A 22,064-nucleotide genomic window follows, 5' to 3' on the forward strand; every position below is an offset into this window, starting at 1 on the left:
GCGGGACATGACGACATTCTCGATGGCGGATGCGCGCAACGACGAGAAGAACCTTTGGGTCAGCTGGGACGAATACCACCGGCTGATCGAAATGCTCGCTCTCGCGGTGCACGATTCCGGATGGACATTCGACAAGATCCTGTGTCTCGCGCGCGGCGGCTTGCGTGTAGGCGATCAGCTCTCTCGCATCTACGATTTGCCGTTGGCCATTCTTGCAACGAGCTCGTACCGCGAGGCAGCGGGTACGCAACAAGGCGAGCTCGACATCGCGCAGTACATCACGATGACGCGCGGCGAATTGTCGGGCAACGTGCTGCTCGTCGACGATCTCGTCGATTCGGGCGTGACGCTTGCGCGGGTTCAGCAACACCTGAAAGAGCGGTATCCGGCCGTCACGGCCGTGCGCTCGGCCGTGCTCTGGTACAAGGGCTGCTCGCAGGTGAAGCCCGATTACTTCGTGCAGTATCTGCCAACGAACCCGTGGATCCATCAGCCGTTCGAGGAGTGGGACACCGTGCGTCCTCACAATCTTGCCGCGTGGATCAAACGCGGCACGGCCGGGTCGCCATCCGGCACATAACGTGCCCGGGGGCGAAAAAACGCGGATGCGAACGAGTCGCATGGCGGCGGAGTCGACCGGCTCCGCTTTTTTGTATGTGCGCGCCATGCAAGCACCGCTAGAATAGCGCTCGCTGCCCGCTGATCCGCTCTACCTTTGTTCGCCTATGACTGATAACGGCCACGATCATATCCGCCAGCAATCCTTGCCTGCGCTTGCGCTGGCCGCCATTGGCGTCGTATTCGGCGACATCGGCACGAGCCCGCTGTATGCGCTCAAGGAAGCATTCAGCGAGTCGCATGGCATTCCATTGACCGATGCGTCGATTCTTGGCGTTATTTCGCTGCTTTTCTGGGCGATAGTCGTTGTCGTCTCGATCAAGTACGTTCTGTTCGTCATGCGGGCCGACAACAACGGCGAAGGCGGTGTGCTCGCGCTGATGGCGCTCTCGCTTCGCCCGTTTACGAGCAAGGGGCGGACCTCGTCCACCTTATTGATGCTCGGCATCTTCGGCGCTTGCATGTTCTACGGCGATGCGGTCATCACGCCGGCCATTTCCGTCATGTCCGCCGTCGAAGGTCTCGAGGTTGCCACACCTCAGCTCTCGCATCTCGTCATTCCGATCACAATCGTGATCCTCGTCGCGCTCTTCTGGATTCAACGGCACGGCACGTCGCTGGTCGGCAAGCTCTTTGGGCCGATCATGGTCGTTTGGTTCCTGACGCTGGCCGTCCTCGGTGTGGCGCATGTGATTCGCGAACCCGGCATCATCGCCGCGCTCAATCCGTACTACGCGATGACATTCATGAGCCGCCATCTTCTGCAGGCGTATGTGGTGCTCGGCTCGGTGTTTCTCGTGCTGACGGGCGCGGAGGCACTGTATGCCGATATGGGTCATTTCGGCGCGAAGCCGATCCGGGTCGGCTGGTATTGCATCGTCATGCCTTCGCTGGTGCTGAACTACTTCGGGCAGGGCGCGCTGCTCATGCACGATCATAGCGCGCTCGCGAATCCGTTCTTTCTCATGGCGCCCGACTGGGCCACGCTGCCGCTCGTCGTGCTCTCGACCATCGCAACGGTCATTGCTTCGCAGGCCGTCATCTCCGGTGCTTATTCGCTCACGAGCCAGGCCATTCAGCTCGGCTACGTTCCTCGCATGAAGATCCTCCATACTTCGGATCTTGCAATCGGTCAGATTTATGTTCCCGTCGTGAACTGGATGCTGCTCTTCGTGATCCTGATGATCGTCATCGGGTTCAAGAGCTCCGATAATCTCGCGGCGGCATACGGCATCGCCGTGACGACGACGATGGTCATTACGACGGTGCTGGCTTGCGTCGTGATGGTCAAAGTGTGGAACTGGAACAAACTGCTCGTTGCGCTGATCATCGCAACCTTCATCGTCGTCGACCTCGCTTTTTTCGGTGCGAACCTGCTGAAGGTGGCAGAAGGCGGCTGGCTGCCGCTCGGCATCGGCGCATTGCTCTTCTTCCTGCTGATGACTTGGCACAAGGGCCGTTTGCTCGTGAAGGAGCGCACCGCCGCGGACGGCATCCCGCTCGCGCCGTTCCTGCAGGGCTTGCTCGCACACCCGCCGCATCGGGTCTCGGGCACGGCGATCTATCTGACGGGCAGCGATACGCTCGTGCCCGTCAGCCTGCTACACAATCTCAAGCACAACAAGGTGCTGCATGAGCGCACGCTGTTTCTGACATTCGTCACGCTCGATATCCCATACGTCAAGGACGACGAGCGCGTCACGATCAAAGACGAGGGCGGCGGCTTGTTCTTGGTGAAGGCCGCTTACGGGTTCAACGAAACGCCCGATGTGAAAGCGGTGCTCTCGGAAATCAGCAGGCTGTACGGGATGACGTTCGAACTCATGGATACATCGTTTTTCCTCGCCCGCGAAACGGTCGTGCCGACACAGTTGCCCGGTATGTCGATTCTGCGCGAGCGCGTGTTCGCCTGGATGCACCAGAACGCGGCCAAGCCCACGGACTTCTTCAGTATTCCGGCCAATCGGGTCGTCGAATTGGGCACGAAGATCGAGATTTGAGCGGCGGCTTGCCCGACGCCGAAGGCGGCGCGGCGGGCTCGTGATGCAAAAATGCCCGTGTCTGGCTTCGACACGGGCATTTTCCGTTAGGCGCCGCGCGGGATGCGACGCTTTTCGTGAGCGCGTCAGCGCTGCTTCAATTTCGCGAATGCGGCCGCCATCGCGCCCGCCGGTTGCTCGTCGCGCGTACGCTGGCCACGCATGACCGTGTTGCGTCCGTTTCCGTTCGCCTGGCCTGCGCTGCGCTCGCCGGTCGGGCCGCCGCTGCGCACGGGAGCCGCATCGTCGGCCAGTCGCATCGTCAGCGCGATGCGCTGACGCTTCACATCCACATCGAGGACCTTGACCTTCACGACTTGGCCTGCTTTCACGACTTCGTGCGGATCCTTCACGAATTTGGTCGACAGGGCCGAGACGTGCACGAGGCCGTCCTGATGCACGCCGATATCGACGAACGCCCCAAACGCCGCGACGTTCGTCACCACGCCTTCGAGGACCATGCCCGGTGCGAGATCGGAGATCTTCTCGACGCCTTCGCGGAAAGTCGCGGTCTTGAACTCGGGCCGCGGATCGCGGCCGGGCTTCTCGAGCTCAGCGAGGATATCGCGTATGGTCGGCAAGCCGAAGCGCTCGTCGACGAACTCGGCCGGGCTTAGACCGGCGAGGGCCTCGCGATTGCCGAGCACCACGTCGATGTCCTTGCGAATCTTCGCGAGAATCCGTTCGACGACGGGATAGGCCTCGGGGTGCACCGACGATCGATCGAGCGGATTTTCGCCACCGTTGATACGCAGGAAGCCGGCCGCCAACTCGTAGGTCTTGTCGCCAAGACGTGGGACCTTGCGCAGATGCTCTCGCGATGGAAAGGGACCGTTGGCATCGCGGAACTCGACGATGTTGCGAGCGAGCGTGGCATTCAGGCCCGAGACACGAGCGAGCAGGGCGATCGAAGCGGTATTCGCATCGACCCCGACCGCGTTCACGCAGTCTTCGACAACGGCATCGAGCGAGCGGGCGAGTTCGCGCTGATTGACGTCATGCTGGTATTGGCCGACTCCGATCGCTTTCGGCTCGATCTTGACGAGTTCGGCGAGCGGATCCTGCAGACGACGGGCAATCGAGACGGCACCGCGCAGCGAGACATCGAGATCGGGGAATTCCTTGGCCGCCAGCTCCGAGGCCGAGTAGACCGACGCACCCGCCTCGGATACGACGATTTTCTGAAGCTTCAGCTCGGGATGGCGGCTGATGAGCTCGCTCGCCAACTTATCGGTCTCGCGCGACGCCGTGCCATTACCGATGCTGATCAGCTCCGCTTGCGTTTGCGCGGCAATGCGCGCAAGTTTCGCGAGCGAGCCGTCCCAGTCGCGGCGCGGCTCGTGCGGGTAGATCGTATCCGTTGCCAGCAGCTTGCCCGTCCGGTCGACGACCGCGACTTTCACACCCGTGCGCAGACCCGGGTCGAGCCCGATCACGGCCTTGGGGCCGGCCGGCGCGGCCAGCAACAGGTCTTTGAGATTGCGGGCGAAAACGCGAATGGCTTCATGCTCCGCGGTTTCGCGCAGTTGCGTCAGCAGTTCGTTCTCGAGATGGGGCTGGACTTTCACGCGCCAGCACCAGCGGCAGACATCGGCGAGCCATTTATCGGCCGCGCGCCCCTGGTTCGCGATGCCGACGTGACGCGCGATCATGGCTTCGCATGGGTGCGGCACTTCGGCGTCCAGCTCAGCGCCGAGCCCGAGCTTGACCATCAGGATGCCGGCGTTGCGCCCGCGGAAAAGCGCCAGCGCGCGGTGCGACGGCACGGTTTTCAGCGTCTCGGAGTAGTCGTAGTAGTCGCGGAACTTCTCGCCTTCTTCGTTCTCTTTGCCGGCGACGACCGTCGACGAAACGATGCCGCGCTCTTGCAGGTATTCACGCAGCCTGCCGAGCAGTTCGGCGCGCTCTCCGAACTGCTCGGACAGAATGTCGCGCGCGCCGTCGAGTGCGGCCTTGACATCCGCCACGCCTTTTTCGGCATCGACGTACCGGGCGGCCTCCTGTTGCGGATCGAGACGCGGGTCCTCGAGCAGCGCCTGCGCGAGCGGCTCCAGCCCGGCTTCGCGCGCAATTTGCGCGCGCGTGCGACGCTTCGGCTTATAGGGCAGATACAGGTCTTCGAGCGCTTGCTTGCTGTCGGCCGCGACGATCGCGGTGTGCAACTCGTCGGTCAGCTTGCCTTGCTCTTCGATGCTCGCGAGGATGGTGGCGCGGCGCTCTTCCATCTCGCGCAGGTAAAGCAGCCGCTCTTCGAGCTGACGAAGCTGCGTATCGTCGAGATTGCCGGTGACTTCCTTGCGGTAGCGCGCGATGAACGGGACGGTTGCGCCTTCGTCGAGCAGTTGTACGGCGGCCGCGACCTGGCGCGGCTGAACAGTCAATTCGGTGGCGATGCGCTGTACGATCTTCAGTGCTACGGTGTCCGTCATAGAGGCGTTGGGCTGCAGGGCCGTGCGGGCCGCGCCGAGCCGCGTGAAACGGGGCCGAAATAGGTCCGAAGCAGCTGCAAGGCGGGTGCGAAGCCGGGTTGCTGGAGCGGCGCATTTTGCCATAAATGATCGGCGGCGAATCCCCGAGTGTTAGAATTTCGCTCATGTTCCAGTCCCTGTCCAACACGTTGCAGACTTCCCGTTTTCCCGCCTTCGTGCGCGCTGCCGGATTGGCCGCGGCGATCGTCGTTTGTCCGCTCGCGCTGGCGGCGCAACCGTCGGTGGCCGAAGGGTCTTCCGCTGGTTCTTCGCCGCAGCGCGTCGATGGGACGGCAGGCAAGCCCGAGGCGCAAGCCTCGGCGAATGCCGCGGCCACGAGCGATTTCGACGCGCGTCAAAAGGCGCTCGATGAACGCGGGGCTCAGAACGATTACGCGTACGGCGTGGCCGTGCACGATTGCTATTCGAAATTCTTCGTGAACGCGTGCCTCGGGCGCGCGCGCGACAAAATGCGCGCCGTGCAGGCCCGCATCCAGGCCGAGCAGCTCGCGCTCAACGGCGAACGGCGCGCGGCGCACGCGCAGGAGCGGGATCAGCGCGAGGCGTTGAAGGCGGCGAGCGAGGCTGCCGACGCGCCGCAACGGGCCGCAGCGGATGCGCGCAACGCCGAGGCGTTCGAGGACAAGCAGCGCCAGCATGCGCTCGACGAGGCGCGCCGAGGAGCGCAAGCGCCGGAGCGCGCCGCGAATCAAGCGGCATACGATCGCAAACAGGCCGACTATCGGCGCAAGCTCGACGATGCGCGGCGCCAGGCGGCGCAAGATGCGCGCGAGCGCGCCGAGCGCGCGCAGCGCTTCGAACAGAAGCAGACGGATGCCGCGCAGCACAAGGCGGACGTGGAGGCGCGCCAGAAGCAGGCGGCGCAAAAAGCGCAGGAAAAACAGCAGGAGCAGTTGCAGCAGCAGGAGCAGCAAAAGCAGTTGCAAAAGGAGCAGCAGGAGAGCGACTGACGCGACGCGTTTTTGCTGGACGGCAACCTCAGGTGAAGACCGCCGCGAGGCGGGCGAGCGCCTATCGACCGAGGAGGCGGACCATGCGCGGCCATCACGCGATCACCACGAGCGCTTTACGCGACCGCATCGTGCAGTTGGAGTGGGAGCACAGTGAACTCGATCGCATGATCGACAGATTGTCGGACTCATCGGATATTTCCGACCTCGAGCTGCGGCGCCTGAAAAAGCGCAAGCTCAAGGTCAAAGACAACATCATGCTGCTGCAATTGCAGCTTGAACCGGACAAGCACGCATGAGCGACCGTCGGGCGGGCGCCGGCGCTGCGACTTGACGCCGGACGGAGCAGGAATCGCTTGCCTTGAATTCATCGCCGGATCAATCTTCGAACGCCGCGGGGCGCACCGGTGCACCGCAGCGAGACACTGCCATCGCATTGAGCGCGAAGCGCGGGGCCGAGCTCGACGCGATTTTCGCGGCCGACGGTGTGCTCGCCCGCGCCATCGACGGCTATAGGCCGCGAGCATCCCAGATCGAAATGGCGCGCGCCGTGGCGGCGACGATGGAAGCGTCGGCGCGCGCGCTCCCCGAGCCCGCGATGTTCGAGTTGCAGCGCCGGCCGGCGAGGCGCCTCTCGGGCGAGGGCAACCCGCAAGGCGGAGACCCGGGCAAAGTCGACGAGACCGGCAGCGTTTCGGACGGAGAAGACAGCGGCGAGAACACGCTGATCGTCGAGGCGGGCACGGGTACCGGGAAGACCTTTGCCTACCTTGTCCCCGCGATGCTCTGGGGCGGCAAGGTCGTCATTTCGACCGGTACGAAGCACTTGCAAGACCAGCTCTTCGCACGCGACATTCCGACCGTCCGCGACGCACTCGCGGTGCCGGTCAGCGTCGCCATGCTCAAGGGGCGCGCCAACTACTTGTGCCACTACTACCTGCAGCGTACCGCCGATAACGGGCGGCTGCCTTCGCGGCAGGAGACGGCCTATTTGCAGGACATCGTCCGCTTTGCGAAGATCACGAAGTCGGGCGACAAGGCGGAGCTAGCGAGTGTGCCCGAGACGGCTCAGGTCTGGTCGATGGTGACTTCGACACGCGAAAACTGCCTCGGGCAGGAGTGTCCGAACTACAAGGACTGCTTCGTCATGCAGGCGCGCCGCGAGGCGCAGCAGGCCGATATCGTCGTCGTGAACCATCATCTGTTTTTCGCCGACATCATGTTGCGCGATACCGGCATGGCCGAGCTGTTGCCGACAGCCAATACGATCGTCTTCGACGAAGCGCATCAATTGCCGGAAACGGCCACCTTGTTTTTCGGCGAAACGCTTTCCACGGCGCAATTGCTCGAGCTCGCGCGCGACACGGTCGCCGAAGGGCTCGTCCATGCGCGCGATGCCGTGGAATGGGTCAAACTCGGCGCCGCGCTCGAGCGCGCGGCGCGCGACGTCCGGCTAACGTTCAGGGAAGATTCGCTGCGAGTCTCCGCGGCCCAGCTCGGCGAGACCCATCCGCTTTACGCGGCGCTCGATGCACTCGATGCGGCGCTCGATACGCTGGCTCAGGCACTGGCGGCACAGGCCGAGCGCGCCGAATCGCTCGGTGCCTGCCTGCGGCGCGCCCGCGAGCTGCAGGATCAATTGGCGCGCTGGATCGCTGCGCCAACGCCTGCAGCCGACGCCGAACGAACCGCTTCGGCGAGCCGAGAGCCGAGAGCCGCGTCCGAGCATGCCGACGATCGCATTCACTGGGTCGAGGTGTTCTCGCACAGCGTTCAATTGCACGAGACCCCGCTTTCAGTGGCGCCCATTTTCGCGAAGCAGCGCGCAGGGGTGCCGAGGGCGTGGATCTTTACGTCGGCGACGCTTTCGGTTCGTGGCGATTTCACCCACTATGCGGCGCAGATGGGTCTCGACGCCAAGCGTTCGATGACGTTGCCGAGCCCGTTCGACTATGGCACGCAAGGGCTGCTTTATGTGCCGCGCAATTTGCCGCAACCGTCGTCGCCGGCGTTTACCGATGCCGTCTTCGATGCGGCGCTGCCTGCCATCGAAGCGGCCGGCGGCGGCGTCTTCGTGCTCTGCACGACGCTGCGTGCCGTCGATCGCATCGCGGCCAAGCTGCGCGACGTCATCGAGACCCGTGGCTGGTCGACGCCGCTATTGACGCAGGGGGACGCGAGCCGCACGGAATTGCTCGATCGTTTCCGTGCGTACGGCAATGCGATTCTCGTGGGCAGTCAAAGCTTCTGGGAGGGCGTCGATGTGCGCGGCGATGCGCTGTCGCTCGTCGTCATCGACAAGTTGCCTTTCGCGCCACCCGACGATCCGGTGTTGTCGGCCCGGCTCGACGTCCTGACGAAGAAAGGTTTGAGCCCGTTCGCGGTCCATCAGGTACCGCAGGCCGTGATTACGCTGAAGCAAGGGGCGGGGCGGCTCATCCGGGCGGAAACCGATCGGGGCGTGTTGATGATCTGCGACACGCGCCTCGTCGAGAAGCCCTATGGCAAGCGCATCTGGCAGAGCCTGCCGCCGTTCAAGCGTACGCGCGAGATCGAAGTCGTGCGGGAGTTCTTTGCCGAGCCAACGCAGGATGCCGTACGCGACGCCGAAGCGTCATAGCCTTGCCGCAACAGCCGGATCGCTCAGTTGCATCCATTCGGTACACGCTGGGAGAGCGCGCCGCGTTGACGCGGCGGCGCTCGTTTCACCCCCGCGCGAATCTTCACCAGATCTGCCACCAGGCCTTCTTCGTGCCCGGACGCGGGCGACCCGTGATATAGGGGCTGTCGGGGAATGTTGCCGCCAACACCCGGCGCGAATCTTCGGCGAGCTGCGGCTCATTGAGCTTCGTGTACGACAGCATCATCAAATGCAGCGCATCTTCGATCGCCGGCGCGTTCTTGTATTCCTTGAGCGCCCGCTGAGCACGGTTGATCGAAGCGACATAGGCGCCGCGCCGGTAGTAGTAGTCGGCCGCATGGACTTCATACGAGGCGAGAGCATTGACGATATAGCGCATGCGCGCCGCCGCATCGGGGGCGTATTTGCTATCCGGGTATTTGTCGACGACGATCTTGAACGCGTCATACGACTCGCGCAGCGATTTCGGATCGCGCTCGCTCATGTCCTGCCCGGAGAATCGTCCGAACAGACCGAGATCGTCATTGAAGTGGATCATCCCTTTCAGATAGTACGCGTAGGCGACATCGGGATGATCGGGATGCAGCTTGATGAAGCGGTCGATAGCCTGGTCCGCCGCCGCCGCTTCGTTGTCTTTCCAGTTGCAGTACGCAACATTGATCTGAGCCTGTTGCGCGAAGTGGCCGAACGGATCGCGGCCTTGCAGCGCTTCGAAGTATTTCGCGCACTTGCCCCAGTCGCCACCCGTGAGGGCGTCTTGCGCCTCCGAGTATAATTTGTTGTTCGACCAGGTCACCGTCTCGTCGGTCTTTTGGGGCAGGCCGTGGCAACCCGTCACGATCAACGCCGCGGCCGCCAGCGAGAGGCTCGCTGCCGCGGGCCGGGCGGCGCGCCGGGCGGTGCTTTCGAGTGCGTGCCCGGCCGCGCGAATGGCCGATCGCATCATGGTGTTCGAGGCTTGCCGCATTTCTCCATGCTTCCTAGCTATCAGTCTCACTCAGTGACCCAGTTTTAATGACCCGCAAAAGTCCTTCAGGCGCCGAGCCCGGCTCCAAAGATCGAAGCGCCGATTATAGCCGAAGCATTGACCGCGCCGACGCCCTCGGCGGTGCACTCACCGAGGGGGATCGCACACGGCCGATGGCGAGCATCGCCGCGCCGGCCCCGCGCAGCGTCTGCGTGCCGGCAGCGCTTGCCGGCGAACGGCTCGACAAGGTGCTCGCCCGGGTATTCCCCGAGTTTTCCCGCAGCCGGTTGCAAACTTGGGTGGAGGCTGGTCGCGTACGTGTGAACGGCATGCCGTCGAAGGTGCGGCAAGCGGTGCCGCTCGATGCGGTGATCGAGCTCGAACCCGATCTGCTGCCCGAGCAACTGGCTTTTGCGCCCGAGCCGCTCGAACTCGACATCGTCTACGAGGACGATGCGCTCGTCGTCATCGACAAACCGGCCGGACTCGTCGTTCATCCGGCCGCCGGCAATTGGAGCGGCACGATCCTGAACGGATTGCTGCATCGCTACGGCGAGGCCGCGGCCGGGCTGCCCCGTGCGGGGATCGTGCACCGGCTCGACAAGGACACCTCGGGACTGATGGTCGTCGCGCGCACGCTCGAAGCGCAGACGGACCTCGTTCGCCAACTGCAGGCGCGCACGGTCAAGCGGCGTTACGTCGCGCTGGTCTGGGGCGCCACGCCGGACGAAGGTACGATCGACGCGCCGATCGGACGCGATCCCCGCGAGCGTAAGCGTATGGCCGTGGTTGCGGGGGCGTCGGGCAAGCCCGCGCGCACGCATTTTCGCCGGATCGATGAAACGCTTTGGCACCGGCAGCCCATCTCCGCGGTGCATTGCGATCTCGAGACGGGGCGCACGCATCAGATTCGTGTGCATTGCGCGCATATCGGGCATCCGCTGCTGGGCGATCCGCTTTACGGCAACGCGCGCGGCAGGCGTTCGACCATTCCGTTGCCGGGTGGTTTTGCGCGACAGGCGCTGCATGCGTGGCGTCTCGGGCTCATTCATCCGGCAACAGGGCGCGCAATGCAGTGGCGCGCCGAAGTGCCGGCCGATATGGCGGAGCTCGCACGGGAATTGGGATTCGGCGCCGAGGCCGAGGTGCCGCTCGATGCAACGGACGCCGGATTCGACGAGGCCTGGCAAGCGGGCGAGTCCGTTACGTTCGAGTTCGATGACGCCGACGATGACCTCGAGTGAGGTCCCGCCATGCGCAATCGCTAACGAAAACGAGAAGGGAAGGCTCAGAATGAATCGCGCGGAATTGACGCAGGCCGATTGCGTGGTGCCCTCGTGGCAAGTATCGCCGCGTGTGCGGGCACTCGTGACGACGCGCGCGGGCGGCGTCAGTCTGCCGCCCTATGGACGCTTCGCCGAAGGCGTCGAGCAGCATGGCGGCCTGAACCTTGGGTTGCATACCGGGGACGATCCGGAGCGGGTCGCGGAAAATCGCGCGCGGCTCGCGGCGCTGACCGGCGCGCGCGTGGCCTGGCTCGATCAGGTCCACGGCGATGCGGTGGCGAGCGCGCAGGACGCGGTGGCATCGGCGCAGCCCTTGCTCGCCGATGCGTGCGTCACGGCTGCGACGGGGCTGGCGTGTACGGTGATGGTGGCCGATTGTCTGCCGGTGCTGCTTTGCGATCCGGCAGGCCGCGCGGTCGGTGCGGCACACGCGGGGTGGCGGGGTCTGGCGGCCGGTGTAGTCGAAAAGGCGGCTGAGCGCGTGGCGCAGCTGGCCGGGATTCCTACGGCTTCGCTGCATGCCTGGCTCGGTCCGGCCATCGGCCCGCGGGCTTTCGAGGTTGGCGCCGAGGTACGCGACGCGTTCATGCAGGGTGCCGGCGATGCCCGAGACGCGGAGGCCACGGTGCGAGCGTTCGTACCTCGCGAGAACGCGCCGGGCAAGTATTGGGCCGATCTTTATGCGTTGGCGCGCTTACGGCTGGCCCGGCTGGGTCTGGCGCAAGTGGGCGGCGGCGGGGCGTGCACGGTCACCGAGCGCGAGCGGTTCTACTCGTTTCGCCGCGACGGCAGGACGGGGCGCATGGCCGCGCTGATCTGGCTTGCCGATCGAGCGTAACGGCAGCAGCAATGCGCTGCACAAAGATGTAGCGCACGAACGCCGCTGGCGGTCCGTGCGCTGGCGGACGCCCGGCGACAGCCGGGAGCGGCCGACGCATGCAACGCCAAGCCGGGCCGGAGGCTCGGCCCGATCAATCGATATCGGGAAAACGATAATAAAAAACTTATCGCGGTGCGGCAAAATCGGCCCAAGCATTGACATATTTTGCGCCTGGGAGACAGAATGGCCGCTCGCAAGGGTGAGCGCATGAAGGTCATGAGGGTTCGCCCCGACCGCGCTTCACACCCGCCTTTCAACCAGTCTTCCGAGACTCACCGGTCATAAGCGGGTATGTCTGCATCAAAACGTCCATCAGCTTCCTCTCATCCCGACACCTCCTCGACGAGCGAGCAGCAGGCCGGAACCGGCCCCGCCGAGGCCCAGCGAATGTTCGATGCATGGATGAACGCGTGGCGCGCGTTCGCCGAGAAGATGCCGCGGCCGGGCGCGGGCCCAGCGGGCGCGACCATGAACGGCACTGCGATGCCGTTCCCGTTCATGATGCCACCGATGCCCGGGGCGACGCCCGGGATGGGCAGTGCTGCCGCGCCGGCATTCGATACGCTAAAGGTGCCTGTCGCTTCGGTGCCGCCGCAGCGATTGCAGCAACTGCAGGCCGACTATTCGCGCGAGTGCCTCGAACTCATGAAGCAATTCGGCGCGCCCGGTCTGTCCGCGCCCGAATTGCCGGATCGGCGTTTCTCGTCCGACGCATGGAAATCGTCGCCGGCGTTCGCGTACATGGCTGCGTGGTATTTGCTCAACGCACGTTATCTGCAGGAGCTTGCCGACGCGCTCGATACCGATCCGAAGACCCGCGAGCGCATTCGCTTCGCGGTCCAGCAGTGGACCGCGGCCACCTCGCCGAGCAACTTTCTCGCGCTCAATCCCGAAGCGCAGAAAACACTGCTCGAGAGCCACGGCGAGAGCCTTCGCCAGGGCGTGATGAACCTGTTGTCCGATCTGCAGCGCGGGAAAATCTCGCAAAGCGACGAATCGCGCTTCGTGGTCGGCAAGAATCTCGCCACGACGGAAGGCGCCGTCGTCTTCGAAAACGAGCTGATGCAGCTCATTCAGTACAAGCCGCGGACCGAGAGCGTTTTCGAGCGGCCGCTCTTGATGGTGCCGCCGTGCATCAACAAGTACTACATCCTCGATCTACAGCCCGAGAGTTCGCTCGTGGCTTATGCGCTCGAGTGCGGACACCAGGTCTACATGATCTCGTGGCGCAATCCCGATGCGACGCTCGCGGCAAAGACCTGGGACGACTACACGACGGATGGCGTGCTCGCCGCGATCGAGGTGGTGAAGGCCGTCAGCGGGCGCGAGCAGATCAACACGTTCGGTTTTTGCATCGGCGGGACAATGATTGCGGCCGCGCTCGCCGTGCTCGCGGCACGCGGCGAGCATCCCGCGGCGTCGATGACGCTGCTCACGGCGATGCTCGATTTCTGCGACACGGGCGTGCTCGATGTCTTCGTCGACGAAGCGCATGTGCTCATGCGCGAGCGGACGATCGGCGGGGCGAACGGCACGCCGCCGGGCCTCATGCGCGGCATCGAGTTTGCCAACGCATTCTCGTTTCTGCGGCCGAACGACCTGGTCTGGAACTATGTCGTCGATAACTATCTAAAGGGCCGCACGCCGGCGTCGTTCGATCTGCTTTATTGGAACAGTGACTCGACGAATTTGCCGGGGCCGATGTATGTCTGGTACCTGCGCAACACGTATCTGGAAAACAAGATGCGCGAGCCCGGGGCGCTGACCGTATGCGGCGAGCCGCTCGATCTGTCGCGCATCGACGTACCCACGTTCATCTACGGTTCGCGAGACGACCATATCGTGCCTTGGCGGACCGCTTATGCCTCCGCGCCGCTGCTAACCGGGCCGAAGCGGTTCGTGCTCGGTGCGTCTGGGCACATCGCGGGGGTCATCAATCCGCCCGCGAAAGGCAAGCGCAGCTACTGGGCGCACGAGACGAAGGAGCGCGAGCTCGATGCCGATCCTGACGCGTGGCTCGGTGCCGCCGTCGAAAAGCCCGGCAGCTGGTGGCCGGAATGGATCGCCTGGCTCGATCAGTACGGCGGCAAGAAAGTGAAGCCCCGTGCGCAGCTCGGCTCGGCCGGTTATCCGGTCATCGAGCCGGCGCCGGGGCGTTATGTGCAACAGCGCGACTGACGCGCACGCGACGACGGGTATCGCGTCATGTTCGGCGCGATCGTTTTCAACTGGACGAGTTGCGGTTCTTTGAGCCGCCTCGCTCGAAGGAGCTTCAAATGACAGACGTAGTGATCGTATCGGCTGCCCGCACGGCGGTCGGCAAATTCGGCGGCTCGCTGGCGCGCATTGCGGCACCCGAGCTCGGCGCGACGGTGATCCGCGCGGTGCTGGAGCGCGCGGGCGTGAAGCCGGAGCAGATCAGCGAAGTGATCATGGGGCAGGTGCTGACGGCTGGCTCGGGTCAAAACCCGGCGCGCCAGTCGCTCATCAAGGCGGGACTGCCGAGCGCGGTGCCCGGCATGACGATCAACAAGGTCTGCGGCTCGGGACTCAAGGCGGTCATGCTGGCCGCCAACGCGGTCATCGCCGGCGACGCGGACATCGTCGTGGCCGGCGGCCAGGAAAACATGAGTGCCGCGCCGCACGTGCTGCCGGGCTCGCGCGACGGTTTTCGCATGGGCGACGCGAAGCTCGTGGATTCCATGATCGTCGACGGCCTCTGGGACGTGTATAACCAGTACCACATGGGTGTCACCGCGGAGAATGTCGCCAAGGAGCACGGGATCACGCGCGAGGAGCAGGACAAGTTCGCGGCGCTCTCGCAAAACAAGGCCGAGGCGGCCCAGAAGGCCGGTCGGTTCGACGACGAGATCGTGCCGGTCGACATTCCTCAGCGTAAGGGCGAGCCCGTGCGCTTCGCGACCGACGAGTTCGTGCGTCACGGCGTCACGGCCGAATCGCTCGCGGGCCTGAAGCCGGCGTTTTCGAAGGAGGGCACGGTGACGGCCGCGAATGCATCGGGCCTGAACGACGGCGCGGCCGCGGTGCTCGTCATGTCGGCCAAAAAAGCCGAGGCGCTGGGGCTCACGCCGCTTGCGCGCATCAAGGCCTATGCCAACGCGGGCGTGGACCCGAAGGTCATGGGCATGGGTCCGGTGCCGGCTTCGCGCCGGTGCCTCGAGCGCGCCGGCTGGTCGGTCGGCGATCTCGACCTCATGGAGATCAACGAGGCATTCGCGGCTCAGGCGCTAGCGGTGCACAAGCAAATGGGCTGGGATACGTCGAAGATCAATGTGAACGGCGGTGCCATCGCGATCGGGCACCCGATCGGAGCGTCCGGCTGCCGTATTCTCGTCACGCTGCTGCACGAGATGAAAAAGCGTGACGCGAAGCGGGGCCTCGCGTCGCTGTGTATCGGCGGCGGGATGGGCGTCGCGCTGGCCGTCGAGCGAGTCTGACGCCGGGCGGCATGAGGGCCGCCGGCGCGCCGCGCCTGGGCGGGCGGCGAAGACGAGGGGCTCGCATGGGCCCTGCAGAAAACGAAAATGGAGCGTGATTCATGAGTCAGCGTATTGCATACGTAACCGGCGGAATGGGTGGCATCGGCACCGGTATTTGTCAGCGCCTTCACAAACAGGGCTTCAAGGTGGTCGCCGGCTGCGGGCCGAACTCGCCGCGCCGCGTGACATGGCTCGAGCAGCAAAAGGCGCTCGGCTTCGAATTCATCGCCTCGGAGGGCAATGTCGGCGATTGGGAATCGACCAAGGATGCGTTCGACAAGGTCAAGGCCGAAGTCGGCGAAATCGACGTCCTCGTCAACAATGCGGGCATTACGCGCGATGTCGTGTTTCGCAAGATGACGCATGAAGACTGGACCGCGGTCATCGATACGAACCTCACGAGCCTGTTCAACGTGACGAAGCAGGTCATCGACGGAATGGTCGAGCGCGGCTTCGGGCGCGTCATCAATATTTCGTCGGTCAACGGCCAGAAAGGGCAGTTCGGCCAGACCAACTATTCGACGGCGAAGGCCGGCATCCACGGCTTTACGATGGCGCTCGCGCAGGAAGTGGCGACCAAGGGCGTGACGGTCAATACGGTTTCGCCAGGCTATATCGGAACGGATATGGTCAAGTCGATTCGCTCCGACGTGCTCGAGAAGATCATTGCGACGATTCCCGTGCGCCGGCTCGGCACGCCGGACGAGATCGCGTCGATCGTGGCGTGGCTCGCATCCGACGAGTCCGGTTTCGCCACGGGTGCCGACTTCTCGTTGAATGGCGGTTTGCACATGGGCTGATGCGGGGGCGGCTGGCCGGCTTTCACGCCCCGGCCGCTTTTCGCGTCAGAGCGTTTCGGTTTCGGGGGTCCGGCCTGCCCGCGTTGCGCGGGCAGGCGCGCGGGCGCCATTACTGCGCTGCGTTTGCGTTCATAAAGAAGGCGTACATGTCGACTACAAAGAAAACAGCCGAGCGATTCATCAAAAAATATCCGAATCGCCGGCTCTATGACACGGAGACGAGCACCTACATCACGTTGAGCGACGTGAAGCAACTCGTGCTCGAGCAGGAGGAGTTCAAGGTCATCGACGCCAAGACCAACGAAGATCTGACGCGCAGCATTTTGCTGCAGATCATCCTCGAGGAGGAAAGCGGCGGGGTGCCGATGTTCTCGTCGTCGATGCTCTCGCAGATCATCCGTTTTTACGGGCACGCGATGCAGGGCATGATGGGGACCTACCTCGAAAAGAACATCCAGGCCTTCATCGACATTCAGAACAAGCTCACCGAGCAATCGAAAAATCTCTACGAAGGCAATGCGCTCAACCCCGAAGTCTGGTCCCAGTTCATGAACATGCAGGCGCCGATGATGCAGGGCATGATGACGAGTTACATCGAACAGTCGAAGAACATGTTCGTCCAGTTGCAAGAGCAGATGCAGAACCAGGCGAAGACCATGTTCAGCACGTTTCCATTCAACAAGCCGGGCGGCGCCGGGCCCGAGCCCGAGAAAAAGTAACCCGCGCTCGACGCCCGAACGTCCGGCCACCCTCAGCCCAGATGTCCTATGAGCGCATCGGCGACGGCTTCGGGCGCTTCGCGCGGCGGAAAATGCCCGACTCCGTCGAGCACGAGGCGTCGGTAGCCCCCTGTGAAATAGCGCTCCAGGCCGGCGGAAAGCTCCGGTTCGTCGCACCCGTCGGCGCCGCCCTGGATCATCAGCGTAGGTGTCGCCAGCGTTTCGATTGCATGGAGCCGCAACCGTAGCGGCTCGTAATCGGGGTCGGTCGGGTCGCCCGTGCACCAGCGCGTGCGGTAGCCGTTGAGCGTGATTTCCGCCCAGTCGGGATTGTCGAAGGCACGTGCGGTCGCCTCGAATTCCGCGTCGTCGAACCAGCCCGGTGGAGACCACGTTTCCCACTGGATCCGGGCGAAGCCTTTCGGGTCTCGTCGCACCGCGGCAGGGCCATCGTCGAGCGTCATGAACCATTGATACCAGAAGCGGCGCGCCTGAGCGAACGTGTCCGGCAGCTCGAAAGCACCTTTCGGCTGGAAGGCCAGCGCGATTGCCGCAATCCGCTTCACGCGTTCGGGAAAGAGCGCCCCGAGCGTGTAGGCCACGCGAGCGCCCCAATCGTGGCCGATTACATCGAAACGCGCGATACCGAGCGCATCGGCCAGATCGATGGCGTCCTGTGCCAATGCGACGCCCGTACCGTCGCGCATCGTGTCCTCGCGCAGGAAACGCGTCGCGCCGAATCCGCGTAATTCGGGCACGATGGTGCGCCATCCCGCGGCGTTGAGCCGCGGGGCGATGCCGAGCCAGGCGCGCCCGGAATCGGGCCAGCCGTGCAGCAGCAGAACCGGTGGACCGTCGGACGGGCCCGTGTCGGTGTAGGCGATATCGAGCTTGCTGGTTCGAATGTGACGTGGATGATCGAGCATCGCTTTTCTCCGCGGAAAATCGTGCAGGATGGGGCGGGCCGGGGCCGCGCAGTTCAGAAAGGTTACCGCAGAGCGCGCGTGAATGCGTTGCGTCGGGCCGAGCCGGTGTCGATGCGACGCGGTACAATACGCGGTTTTCCCGTCATATCGGACAACGGGCCGGAACGCGCGTCGTTCGCAGCCGTTCGCCGCTACGCGCCATTCGTTCCCGTTATCGCTGGATCCATCACATGCCCCAGAGTTCTTCTCCCGCCGCGGCTATGCCTACGCCTGCGGCCCCTAAGGTCGGTTTCGTCTCGCTCGGCTGCCCGAAGGCCCTCGTCGACTCCGAGCAGATCATTACGCAGCTGCGGGCGGAGGGCTACGAGATTTCCGGCACCTACGACGGCGCCGATCTCGTGGTCGTCAACACATGCGGTTTCATCGACGAGGCGGTGCAGGAAAGCCTCGATGCCATCGGCGAAGCGCTGACCGAAAACGGTAAGGTCATCGTGACCGGGTGCCTCGGCGCGAAAAAAAGCGCGAGCGGCTCGGGCCTCATCGAAGAGGTTCATCCGAAAGTCCTGGCCGTGACGGGGCCGCATGCGGTGGGCGAGGTCATGCAGGCGGTGCACAGCCATTTGCCGAAACCGCACGATCCGTTCGTCGATCTGGTTCCGCCGGCCGGCATCAAGCTGACACCGCGGCATTATGCCTATCTGAAGATTTCCGAAGGCTGCAATCATCGCTGCAGCTTTTGCATCATCCCGTCGATGCGCGGCGATCTCGTATCGCGTCCCGTTGCCGAAGTCATGCTCGAGGCCGAAAATCTCTTCAAATCGGGAGTCAAGGAACTGCTCGTCATCTCGCAGGACACGAGCGCCTACGGGGTCGACGTCAAATTCCGCACGGGCTTCTGGAATGGCCGTCCGGTCAAGACGCGCATGACCGAGCTCGTCGGCGCCCTCGGCGAGCTGGCCGCGCAGTACGGCGCATGGGTGCGGCTGCACTACGTCTACCCGTACCCGCACGTCGACGAGATCATTCCGATGATGGCCGAAGGGCCATACCAGGGCCATGTGCTGCCCTACCTCGATGTGCCGTTCCAGCATGCCGATCCGCAGGTGCTCAAGCGCATGAAGCGCCCCGCCAACGCCGAACGCACATTGGAGCGTGTGGCGGCCTGGCGACGCATGTGCCCCGATCTCACGATCCGCAGCACGTTCATCGCCGGATTCCCCGGCGAGACGGAAGCGCAATTCGAGACGCTCCTCGAATTCATTCGGGCCGCGGAGCTCGATCGCGTCGGCTGCTTCGCGTACTCTCCTGTCGAGGGTGCGAGTGCGAACGAGCTCGATGGCGCGCTGCCCGACGAAGTCCGCGAGGCGCGCCGCGCGCGTTTCATGGAAGTGGCCGAGGAAGTGTCGGCCAAGCGCATGACGCGCAAGGTCGGCAAGACGGTCAAGGTGCTCATCGACGAGGTTCATGCCGAAGGCGGGATCGGCCGCACGGCTGCCGACGCGCCGGAGATCGACGGCGTCGTCTACGTCGCGCCGGCTACGAAGGCGTCGAAGCGCTACAAGGTCGGTGAGTTCGTGTCGGTCCGGATCACGGGTGCAGACAGCCACGATCTATGGGGAGAAGTCTGAACGGCGGCTCCCCGCCGGTCCCCGACATTCGCCGCACTTCGCTGCCTTGATGTATCTGCATCGTACCGACAACCCAGTGTAGCCATCGGTGCCGCTTAGCGCCGACCACTGCACGAGACTACGGAGACAGCAATGCAACGTGAAGTGGTGATAGTGAGCGGTGTACGCACGGCGATCGGCGATTTCGGCGGCAGCCTCAAGGACTTTGCGCCGACCGAGCTCGGCGCGCGCGTCGTCAAGGAAGCGCTTCGCCGCGCGGGAGTATCGGGCGAGGACGTTGGACACGTCGTTTTCGGCAACGTGATTCAAACCGAGCCGAAGGACATGTATCTCGCGCGCGTGGCGGCGCTCAACGCCGGCGTGGCGCAACACGCACCGGCCATGACGGTCAACCGGCTATGCGGTTCGGGTCTGCAGGCCATCGTGTCCGCCGCACAAAGCATCTTGCTCGGCGATGCCGATATTGCCGTTGCCGGCGGTGCCGAAAGCATGAGCCGGGCGCCCTATATCGCGCCGGCCGCTCGCTTCGGGCAGCGCATGGGCGACGCGCGCTTCGTCGACATGATGCTCGGCGCGCTGCACGATCCGTTCGAGTCGTTTCATATGGGTGTGACCGCCGAAAACGTGGCCCGCCGGTACGGAATCACGCGTGAAATGCAGGACGCGCTCGCGGTCGAATCGCACCGGCGCGCTTCGCGCGCGATCCGCGAAGGCTACTTCAGCAATCAGATTCTGCCCATCGCATCGCAGGGCAAGAAAGGCGAAACGATCTTCGATACGGACGAGCACGTTCGCCATGACACGTCGGCCGCCGATCTCGCTCGCTTGAAGCCCGTCTATCAGAGGGAGGGCGGAACGGTGACGGCCGGCAACGCATCGGGTATCAACGATGGCGCCGGCGCGCTCGTGCTGATGGAGCATGGCACGGCCAAGGCGCGCGGCATCGCGCCGCTCGCGCGGCTCGTCGCGTACGGGCACGCGGGTGTCGACCCCGCCTACATGGGCATTGGGCCCGTGCCGGCCACACGTCAGGCGCTCGAGCGCGCCGGGCTGCAAGTGGGCGATCTCGATGTGATCGAAGCAAACGAGGCGTTCGCCGCACAGGCCTGCGCGGTGTCTGCCGAGCTCGGCTTCGATCCGGCCAAGGTCAACCCGAACGGCTCGGGCATTTCGCTCGGGCATCCGATCGGCGCAACCGGTGCCATCATTGCGGTCAAGACGATCTACGAACTGGCTCGCAGCGGCGGGCGCTACGGCCTCGCGACGATGTGCATCGGCGGCGGCCAGGGTATCGCCGCGATCTTCGAGCGGCTTTGAAGGGCTTTGAAGGGCTTTGAAGGGCTTTGAAGGGCTTTGAAGGGCTTTGAAGGGCGAGGGGCCGCTTTTTTATTCTTCCATCATCAATCGAACATGACCGATTCGAAATCTCAGCGCGCGCCGCAAACGCGCATCGTCCATCCCGACATCGAGCTCGCACCCGGCTTTGCGTCGTTCGCCGCGCCGGTCGTGCGGGCGTCGACCGTCGTATTTCCCGATCTGGCGGCCGTTCGCGCGGCCGATTGGCGCGACGAATCGCAATGGCGTTACGGGCTGCATGCCACGCCGACTTCGGCGGCGCTCGCCCAGCGCATTGCCGCGATCGAGGGCGGGCAGTACGCACTGCTGCAACCGTCGGGTCTGGCCGCCATTTCGAATGTCTACTTCGGGATCGTGAAGGCCGGAGACGACGTGCTCATTCCCGATAACGTCTATTCGCCCAATCGGGACCACGGAGAATGGCTCGCGCGCGATTTCGGCGTGACGGTTCGCTACTACGATCCGCTCGTCGGCGCGGGGATTGCCGATCTCATCAGGCCCAATACACGGCTGATCTGGATCGAGGCGCCGGGTTCGGTGACGATGGAAGTACCGGACGTGCGGGCGATCGCCGCGGCCGCGCGCACGCGTAACGTCGTGACCGCCATCGATAACACCTACTCGGCGGGCCTCGCCTTCCGTCCGTTGGAACTGGGCGTCGACATCTCGGTTCAGGCATTGACCAAGTATCAATCGGGCGGCAGCGATGTGCTCATGGGAGCGACGATTACGATCGATCGCGACTTGCATTTGAAGCTCAAGCAAGCGCGCATGCGTCTCGGCGTCGGTGTCTCGGCCGACGACTGCTCGCTCGTTTTGCGCAGCCTGCCGAGCATGAAGGCGCGCTTCGAAACGCATGACCGCACGGCGCTTGCGCTGGCGCGCTGGCTCAAGACGCGAGGAGAGATTGCAGCAGTGCTGCACCCGGCCTTCGAGGATTGCCCGGGGCACGAGGTGTTCATGCGCGAGTTCACGGGCGCGGGCGGGCTGTTCTCGGTCATCTTCGATGCGCGCTACAGCCCGGCGCAAATCGACGCGTTCGTCGAGGCGCTCGAGCTCTTTGCCATCGGTTGGAGTTGGGGCGGGGCGCACAGCCTCGCCATGCCCTACGACGTGGCGAAGATGCGGACTGCATCGCAATGGCCGCATCGCGGCACACTGGTGCGCTTTTATGCGGGTCTCGAGGACGAGTCGGACCTTCGAGCCGACATCGAGCGGGCGATGGCGTCGGCCCTAGGCTGACAGCGGTATCGATGACGGACGGG

The 22,064-nt window shown here is 64.2% G+C and carries 17 protein-coding genes; 14 read left to right on the forward strand and 3 right to left on the reverse strand.

Annotated features, from left to right (window positions below; genetic code table 11):
* Positions 1-7: 7 nt before the first annotated feature.
* Both GWC77_RS12560 and GWC77_RS12565 read left to right on the forward strand, forming a co-directional pair.
* Entirely contained in the window at positions 8-580 is a 573-nt protein-coding gene (locus GWC77_RS12560) for a phosphoribosyltransferase (protein ID WP_173257227.1), read from the forward strand.
* 145 nt (positions 581-725) lie between these two features.
* The gene (locus tag GWC77_RS12565) at positions 726-2,618 is read left to right on the forward strand and encodes a potassium transporter Kup (protein ID WP_173257228.1); all 1,893 of its coding nucleotides are present in this window, start codon (positions 726-728) and stop codon (positions 2,616-2,618) included.
* Positions 2,619-2,743: 125 nt separating this feature from the next.
* On the opposite strand, the gene GWC77_RS12570 is transcribed toward GWC77_RS12565, so the two are convergent.
* Positions 2,744-5,086, reverse strand: coding sequence for a Tex family protein (locus tag GWC77_RS12570; protein ID WP_173257229.1), 2,343 nt, complete (start codon positions 5,084-5,086; stop codon positions 2,744-2,746).
* 164 nt (positions 5,087-5,250) lie between these two features.
* On the opposite strand from GWC77_RS12570, the gene GWC77_RS12575 reads away from it, so the two are divergent.
* The 3 genes from GWC77_RS12575 to GWC77_RS12585 all read left to right on the forward strand — a co-directional run bounded on the left by GWC77_RS12575 (position 5,251) and on the right by GWC77_RS12585 (position 8,716).
* Positions 5,251-6,096, forward strand: coding sequence for a colicin transporter (locus tag GWC77_RS12575; protein ID WP_173257230.1), 846 nt, complete (start codon positions 5,251-5,253; stop codon positions 6,094-6,096).
* 83 nt (positions 6,097-6,179) lie between these two features.
* The gene (locus GWC77_RS12580) at positions 6,180-6,395 is read left to right on the forward strand and encodes a DUF465 domain-containing protein (RefSeq protein ID WP_173257231.1); all 216 of its coding nucleotides are present in this window, start codon (positions 6,180-6,182) and stop codon (positions 6,393-6,395) included.
* 131 nt (positions 6,396-6,526) lie between these two features.
* Positions 6,527-8,716, forward strand: a complete 2,190-nt coding sequence (locus tag GWC77_RS12585; protein ID WP_367949041.1) for an ATP-dependent DNA helicase — start codon at positions 6,527-6,529, stop codon at positions 8,714-8,716.
* Between the two features lie 103 nt (positions 8,717-8,819).
* On the opposite strand, the gene GWC77_RS12590 is transcribed toward GWC77_RS12585, so the two are convergent.
* Positions 8,820-9,680, reverse strand: coding sequence for an outer membrane protein assembly factor BamD (locus GWC77_RS12590; protein ID WP_254366929.1), 861 nt, complete (start codon positions 9,678-9,680; stop codon positions 8,820-8,822).
* Positions 9,681-9,751: 71 nt separating this feature from the next.
* Here GWC77_RS12590 and GWC77_RS12595 point away from each other — a divergent pair, with 71 nt between their 5' ends.
* The 6 genes from GWC77_RS12595 to phaR all read left to right on the forward strand — a co-directional run bounded on the left by GWC77_RS12595 (position 9,752) and on the right by phaR (position 16,889).
* Positions 9,752-10,948 carry an RluA family pseudouridine synthase gene (locus tag GWC77_RS12595; RefSeq protein WP_173257234.1) on the forward strand — a complete coding sequence of 399 codons (1,197 nt, stop codon included), beginning with the start codon at positions 9,752-9,754 and terminating at the stop codon, positions 10,946-10,948.
* 49 nt (positions 10,949-10,997) lie between these two features.
* Positions 10,998-11,828, forward strand: coding sequence for a peptidoglycan editing factor PgeF (gene pgeF / locus GWC77_RS12600; RefSeq protein ID WP_173257235.1), 831 nt, complete (start codon positions 10,998-11,000; stop codon positions 11,826-11,828).
* A gap of 333 nt (positions 11,829-12,161) precedes the next feature.
* The gene (gene phaC / locus GWC77_RS12605) at positions 12,162-14,048 is read left to right on the forward strand and encodes a class I poly(R)-hydroxyalkanoic acid synthase (RefSeq protein WP_173257236.1); all 1,887 of its coding nucleotides are present in this window, start codon (positions 12,162-12,164) and stop codon (positions 14,046-14,048) included.
* Positions 14,049-14,146: 98 nt separating this feature from the next.
* Positions 14,147-15,328, forward strand: coding sequence for an acetyl-CoA C-acetyltransferase (locus GWC77_RS12610; protein ID WP_173257237.1), 1,182 nt, complete (start codon positions 14,147-14,149; stop codon positions 15,326-15,328).
* 101 nt (positions 15,329-15,429) lie between these two features.
* Entirely contained in the window at positions 15,430-16,170 is a 741-nt protein-coding gene (locus tag GWC77_RS12615) for a 3-ketoacyl-ACP reductase (protein WP_173257238.1), read from the forward strand.
* Between the two features lie 146 nt (positions 16,171-16,316).
* Positions 16,317-16,889, forward strand: a complete 573-nt coding sequence (gene phaR, locus GWC77_RS12620; protein ID WP_173257239.1) for a polyhydroxyalkanoate synthesis repressor PhaR — start codon at positions 16,317-16,319, stop codon at positions 16,887-16,889.
* Between the two features lie 32 nt (positions 16,890-16,921).
* Here phaR and GWC77_RS12625 read toward each other — a convergent pair whose 3' ends face one another.
* Complete coding sequence (locus GWC77_RS12625; RefSeq protein WP_173257240.1) at positions 16,922-17,815, reverse strand: alpha/beta fold hydrolase; 894 nt, start codon at positions 17,813-17,815, stop codon at positions 16,922-16,924.
* A gap of 230 nt (positions 17,816-18,045) precedes the next feature.
* On the opposite strand from GWC77_RS12625, the gene rimO reads away from it, so the two are divergent.
* The 3 genes from rimO to GWC77_RS12640 all read left to right on the forward strand — a co-directional run bounded on the left by rimO (position 18,046) and on the right by GWC77_RS12640 (position 22,041).
* Positions 18,046-19,443, forward strand: a complete 1,398-nt coding sequence (gene rimO / locus GWC77_RS12630) for a 30S ribosomal protein S12 methylthiotransferase RimO (RefSeq protein ID WP_173257241.1) — start codon at positions 18,046-18,048, stop codon at positions 19,441-19,443.
* A 132-nt stretch (positions 19,444-19,575) separates the two neighbouring features.
* The gene (gene bktB / locus GWC77_RS12635) at positions 19,576-20,760 is read left to right on the forward strand and encodes a beta-ketothiolase BktB (RefSeq protein ID WP_173257242.1); all 1,185 of its coding nucleotides are present in this window, start codon (positions 19,576-19,578) and stop codon (positions 20,758-20,760) included.
* A gap of 93 nt (positions 20,761-20,853) precedes the next feature.
* Entirely contained in the window at positions 20,854-22,041 is a 1,188-nt protein-coding gene (locus GWC77_RS12640; RefSeq protein WP_173257243.1) for a cystathionine beta-lyase, read from the forward strand.
* Positions 22,042-22,064 lie beyond the last annotated feature (23 nt).

This window comes from Paraburkholderia sp. NMBU_R16 (genome assembly GCF_013282575.1).
Taxonomy (GTDB): Bacteria; Pseudomonadota; Gammaproteobacteria; order Burkholderiales; family Burkholderiaceae; genus Trinickia.

Excerpts from the sequence above, each read along its gene's own strand:
- GWC77_RS12560 (WP_173257227.1), top strand. The coding sequence starts at position 8 with ATGACGACATTCTCGATGGCGGATGCGCGCAACGACGAGAAGAACCTT.
- GWC77_RS12615 (WP_173257238.1), top strand. The coding sequence starts at position 15,430 with ATGAGTCAGCGTATTGCATACGTAACCGGCGGAATGGGTGGCATCGGC.
- GWC77_RS12590 (WP_254366929.1), bottom strand. The coding sequence starts at position 9,680 with ATGCGATCGGCCATTCGCGCGGCCGGGCACGCACTCGAAAGCACCGCC.
- GWC77_RS12575 (WP_173257230.1), top strand. The coding sequence starts at position 5,251 with ATGTTCCAGTCCCTGTCCAACACGTTGCAGACTTCCCGTTTTCCCGCC.
- GWC77_RS12625 (WP_173257240.1), bottom strand. The coding sequence starts at position 17,815 with ATGCTCGATCATCCACGTCACATTCGAACCAGCAAGCTCGATATCGCC.
- GWC77_RS12595 (WP_173257234.1), top strand. The coding sequence starts at position 9,752 with ATGACCCGCAAAAGTCCTTCAGGCGCCGAGCCCGGCTCCAAAGATCGA.
- phaC (WP_173257236.1), top strand. The coding sequence starts at position 12,162 with ATGTCTGCATCAAAACGTCCATCAGCTTCCTCTCATCCCGACACCTCC.
- GWC77_RS12640 (WP_173257243.1), top strand. The coding sequence starts at position 20,854 with ATGACCGATTCGAAATCTCAGCGCGCGCCGCAAACGCGCATCGTCCAT.
- GWC77_RS12610 (WP_173257237.1), top strand. The coding sequence starts at position 14,147 with ATGACAGACGTAGTGATCGTATCGGCTGCCCGCACGGCGGTCGGCAAA.
- pgeF (WP_173257235.1), top strand. The coding sequence starts at position 10,998 with ATGAATCGCGCGGAATTGACGCAGGCCGATTGCGTGGTGCCCTCGTGG.
- bktB (WP_173257242.1), top strand. The coding sequence starts at position 19,576 with ATGCAACGTGAAGTGGTGATAGTGAGCGGTGTACGCACGGCGATCGGC.
- phaR (WP_173257239.1), top strand. The coding sequence starts at position 16,317 with ATGTCGACTACAAAGAAAACAGCCGAGCGATTCATCAAAAAATATCCG.
- GWC77_RS12580 (WP_173257231.1), top strand. The coding sequence starts at position 6,180 with ATGCGCGGCCATCACGCGATCACCACGAGCGCTTTACGCGACCGCATC.
- rimO (WP_173257241.1), top strand. The coding sequence starts at position 18,046 with ATGCCCCAGAGTTCTTCTCCCGCCGCGGCTATGCCTACGCCTGCGGCC.
- GWC77_RS12565 (WP_173257228.1), top strand. The coding sequence starts at position 726 with ATGACTGATAACGGCCACGATCATATCCGCCAGCAATCCTTGCCTGCG.
- GWC77_RS12570 (WP_173257229.1), bottom strand. The coding sequence starts at position 5,086 with ATGACGGACACCGTAGCACTGAAGATCGTACAGCGCATCGCCACCGAA.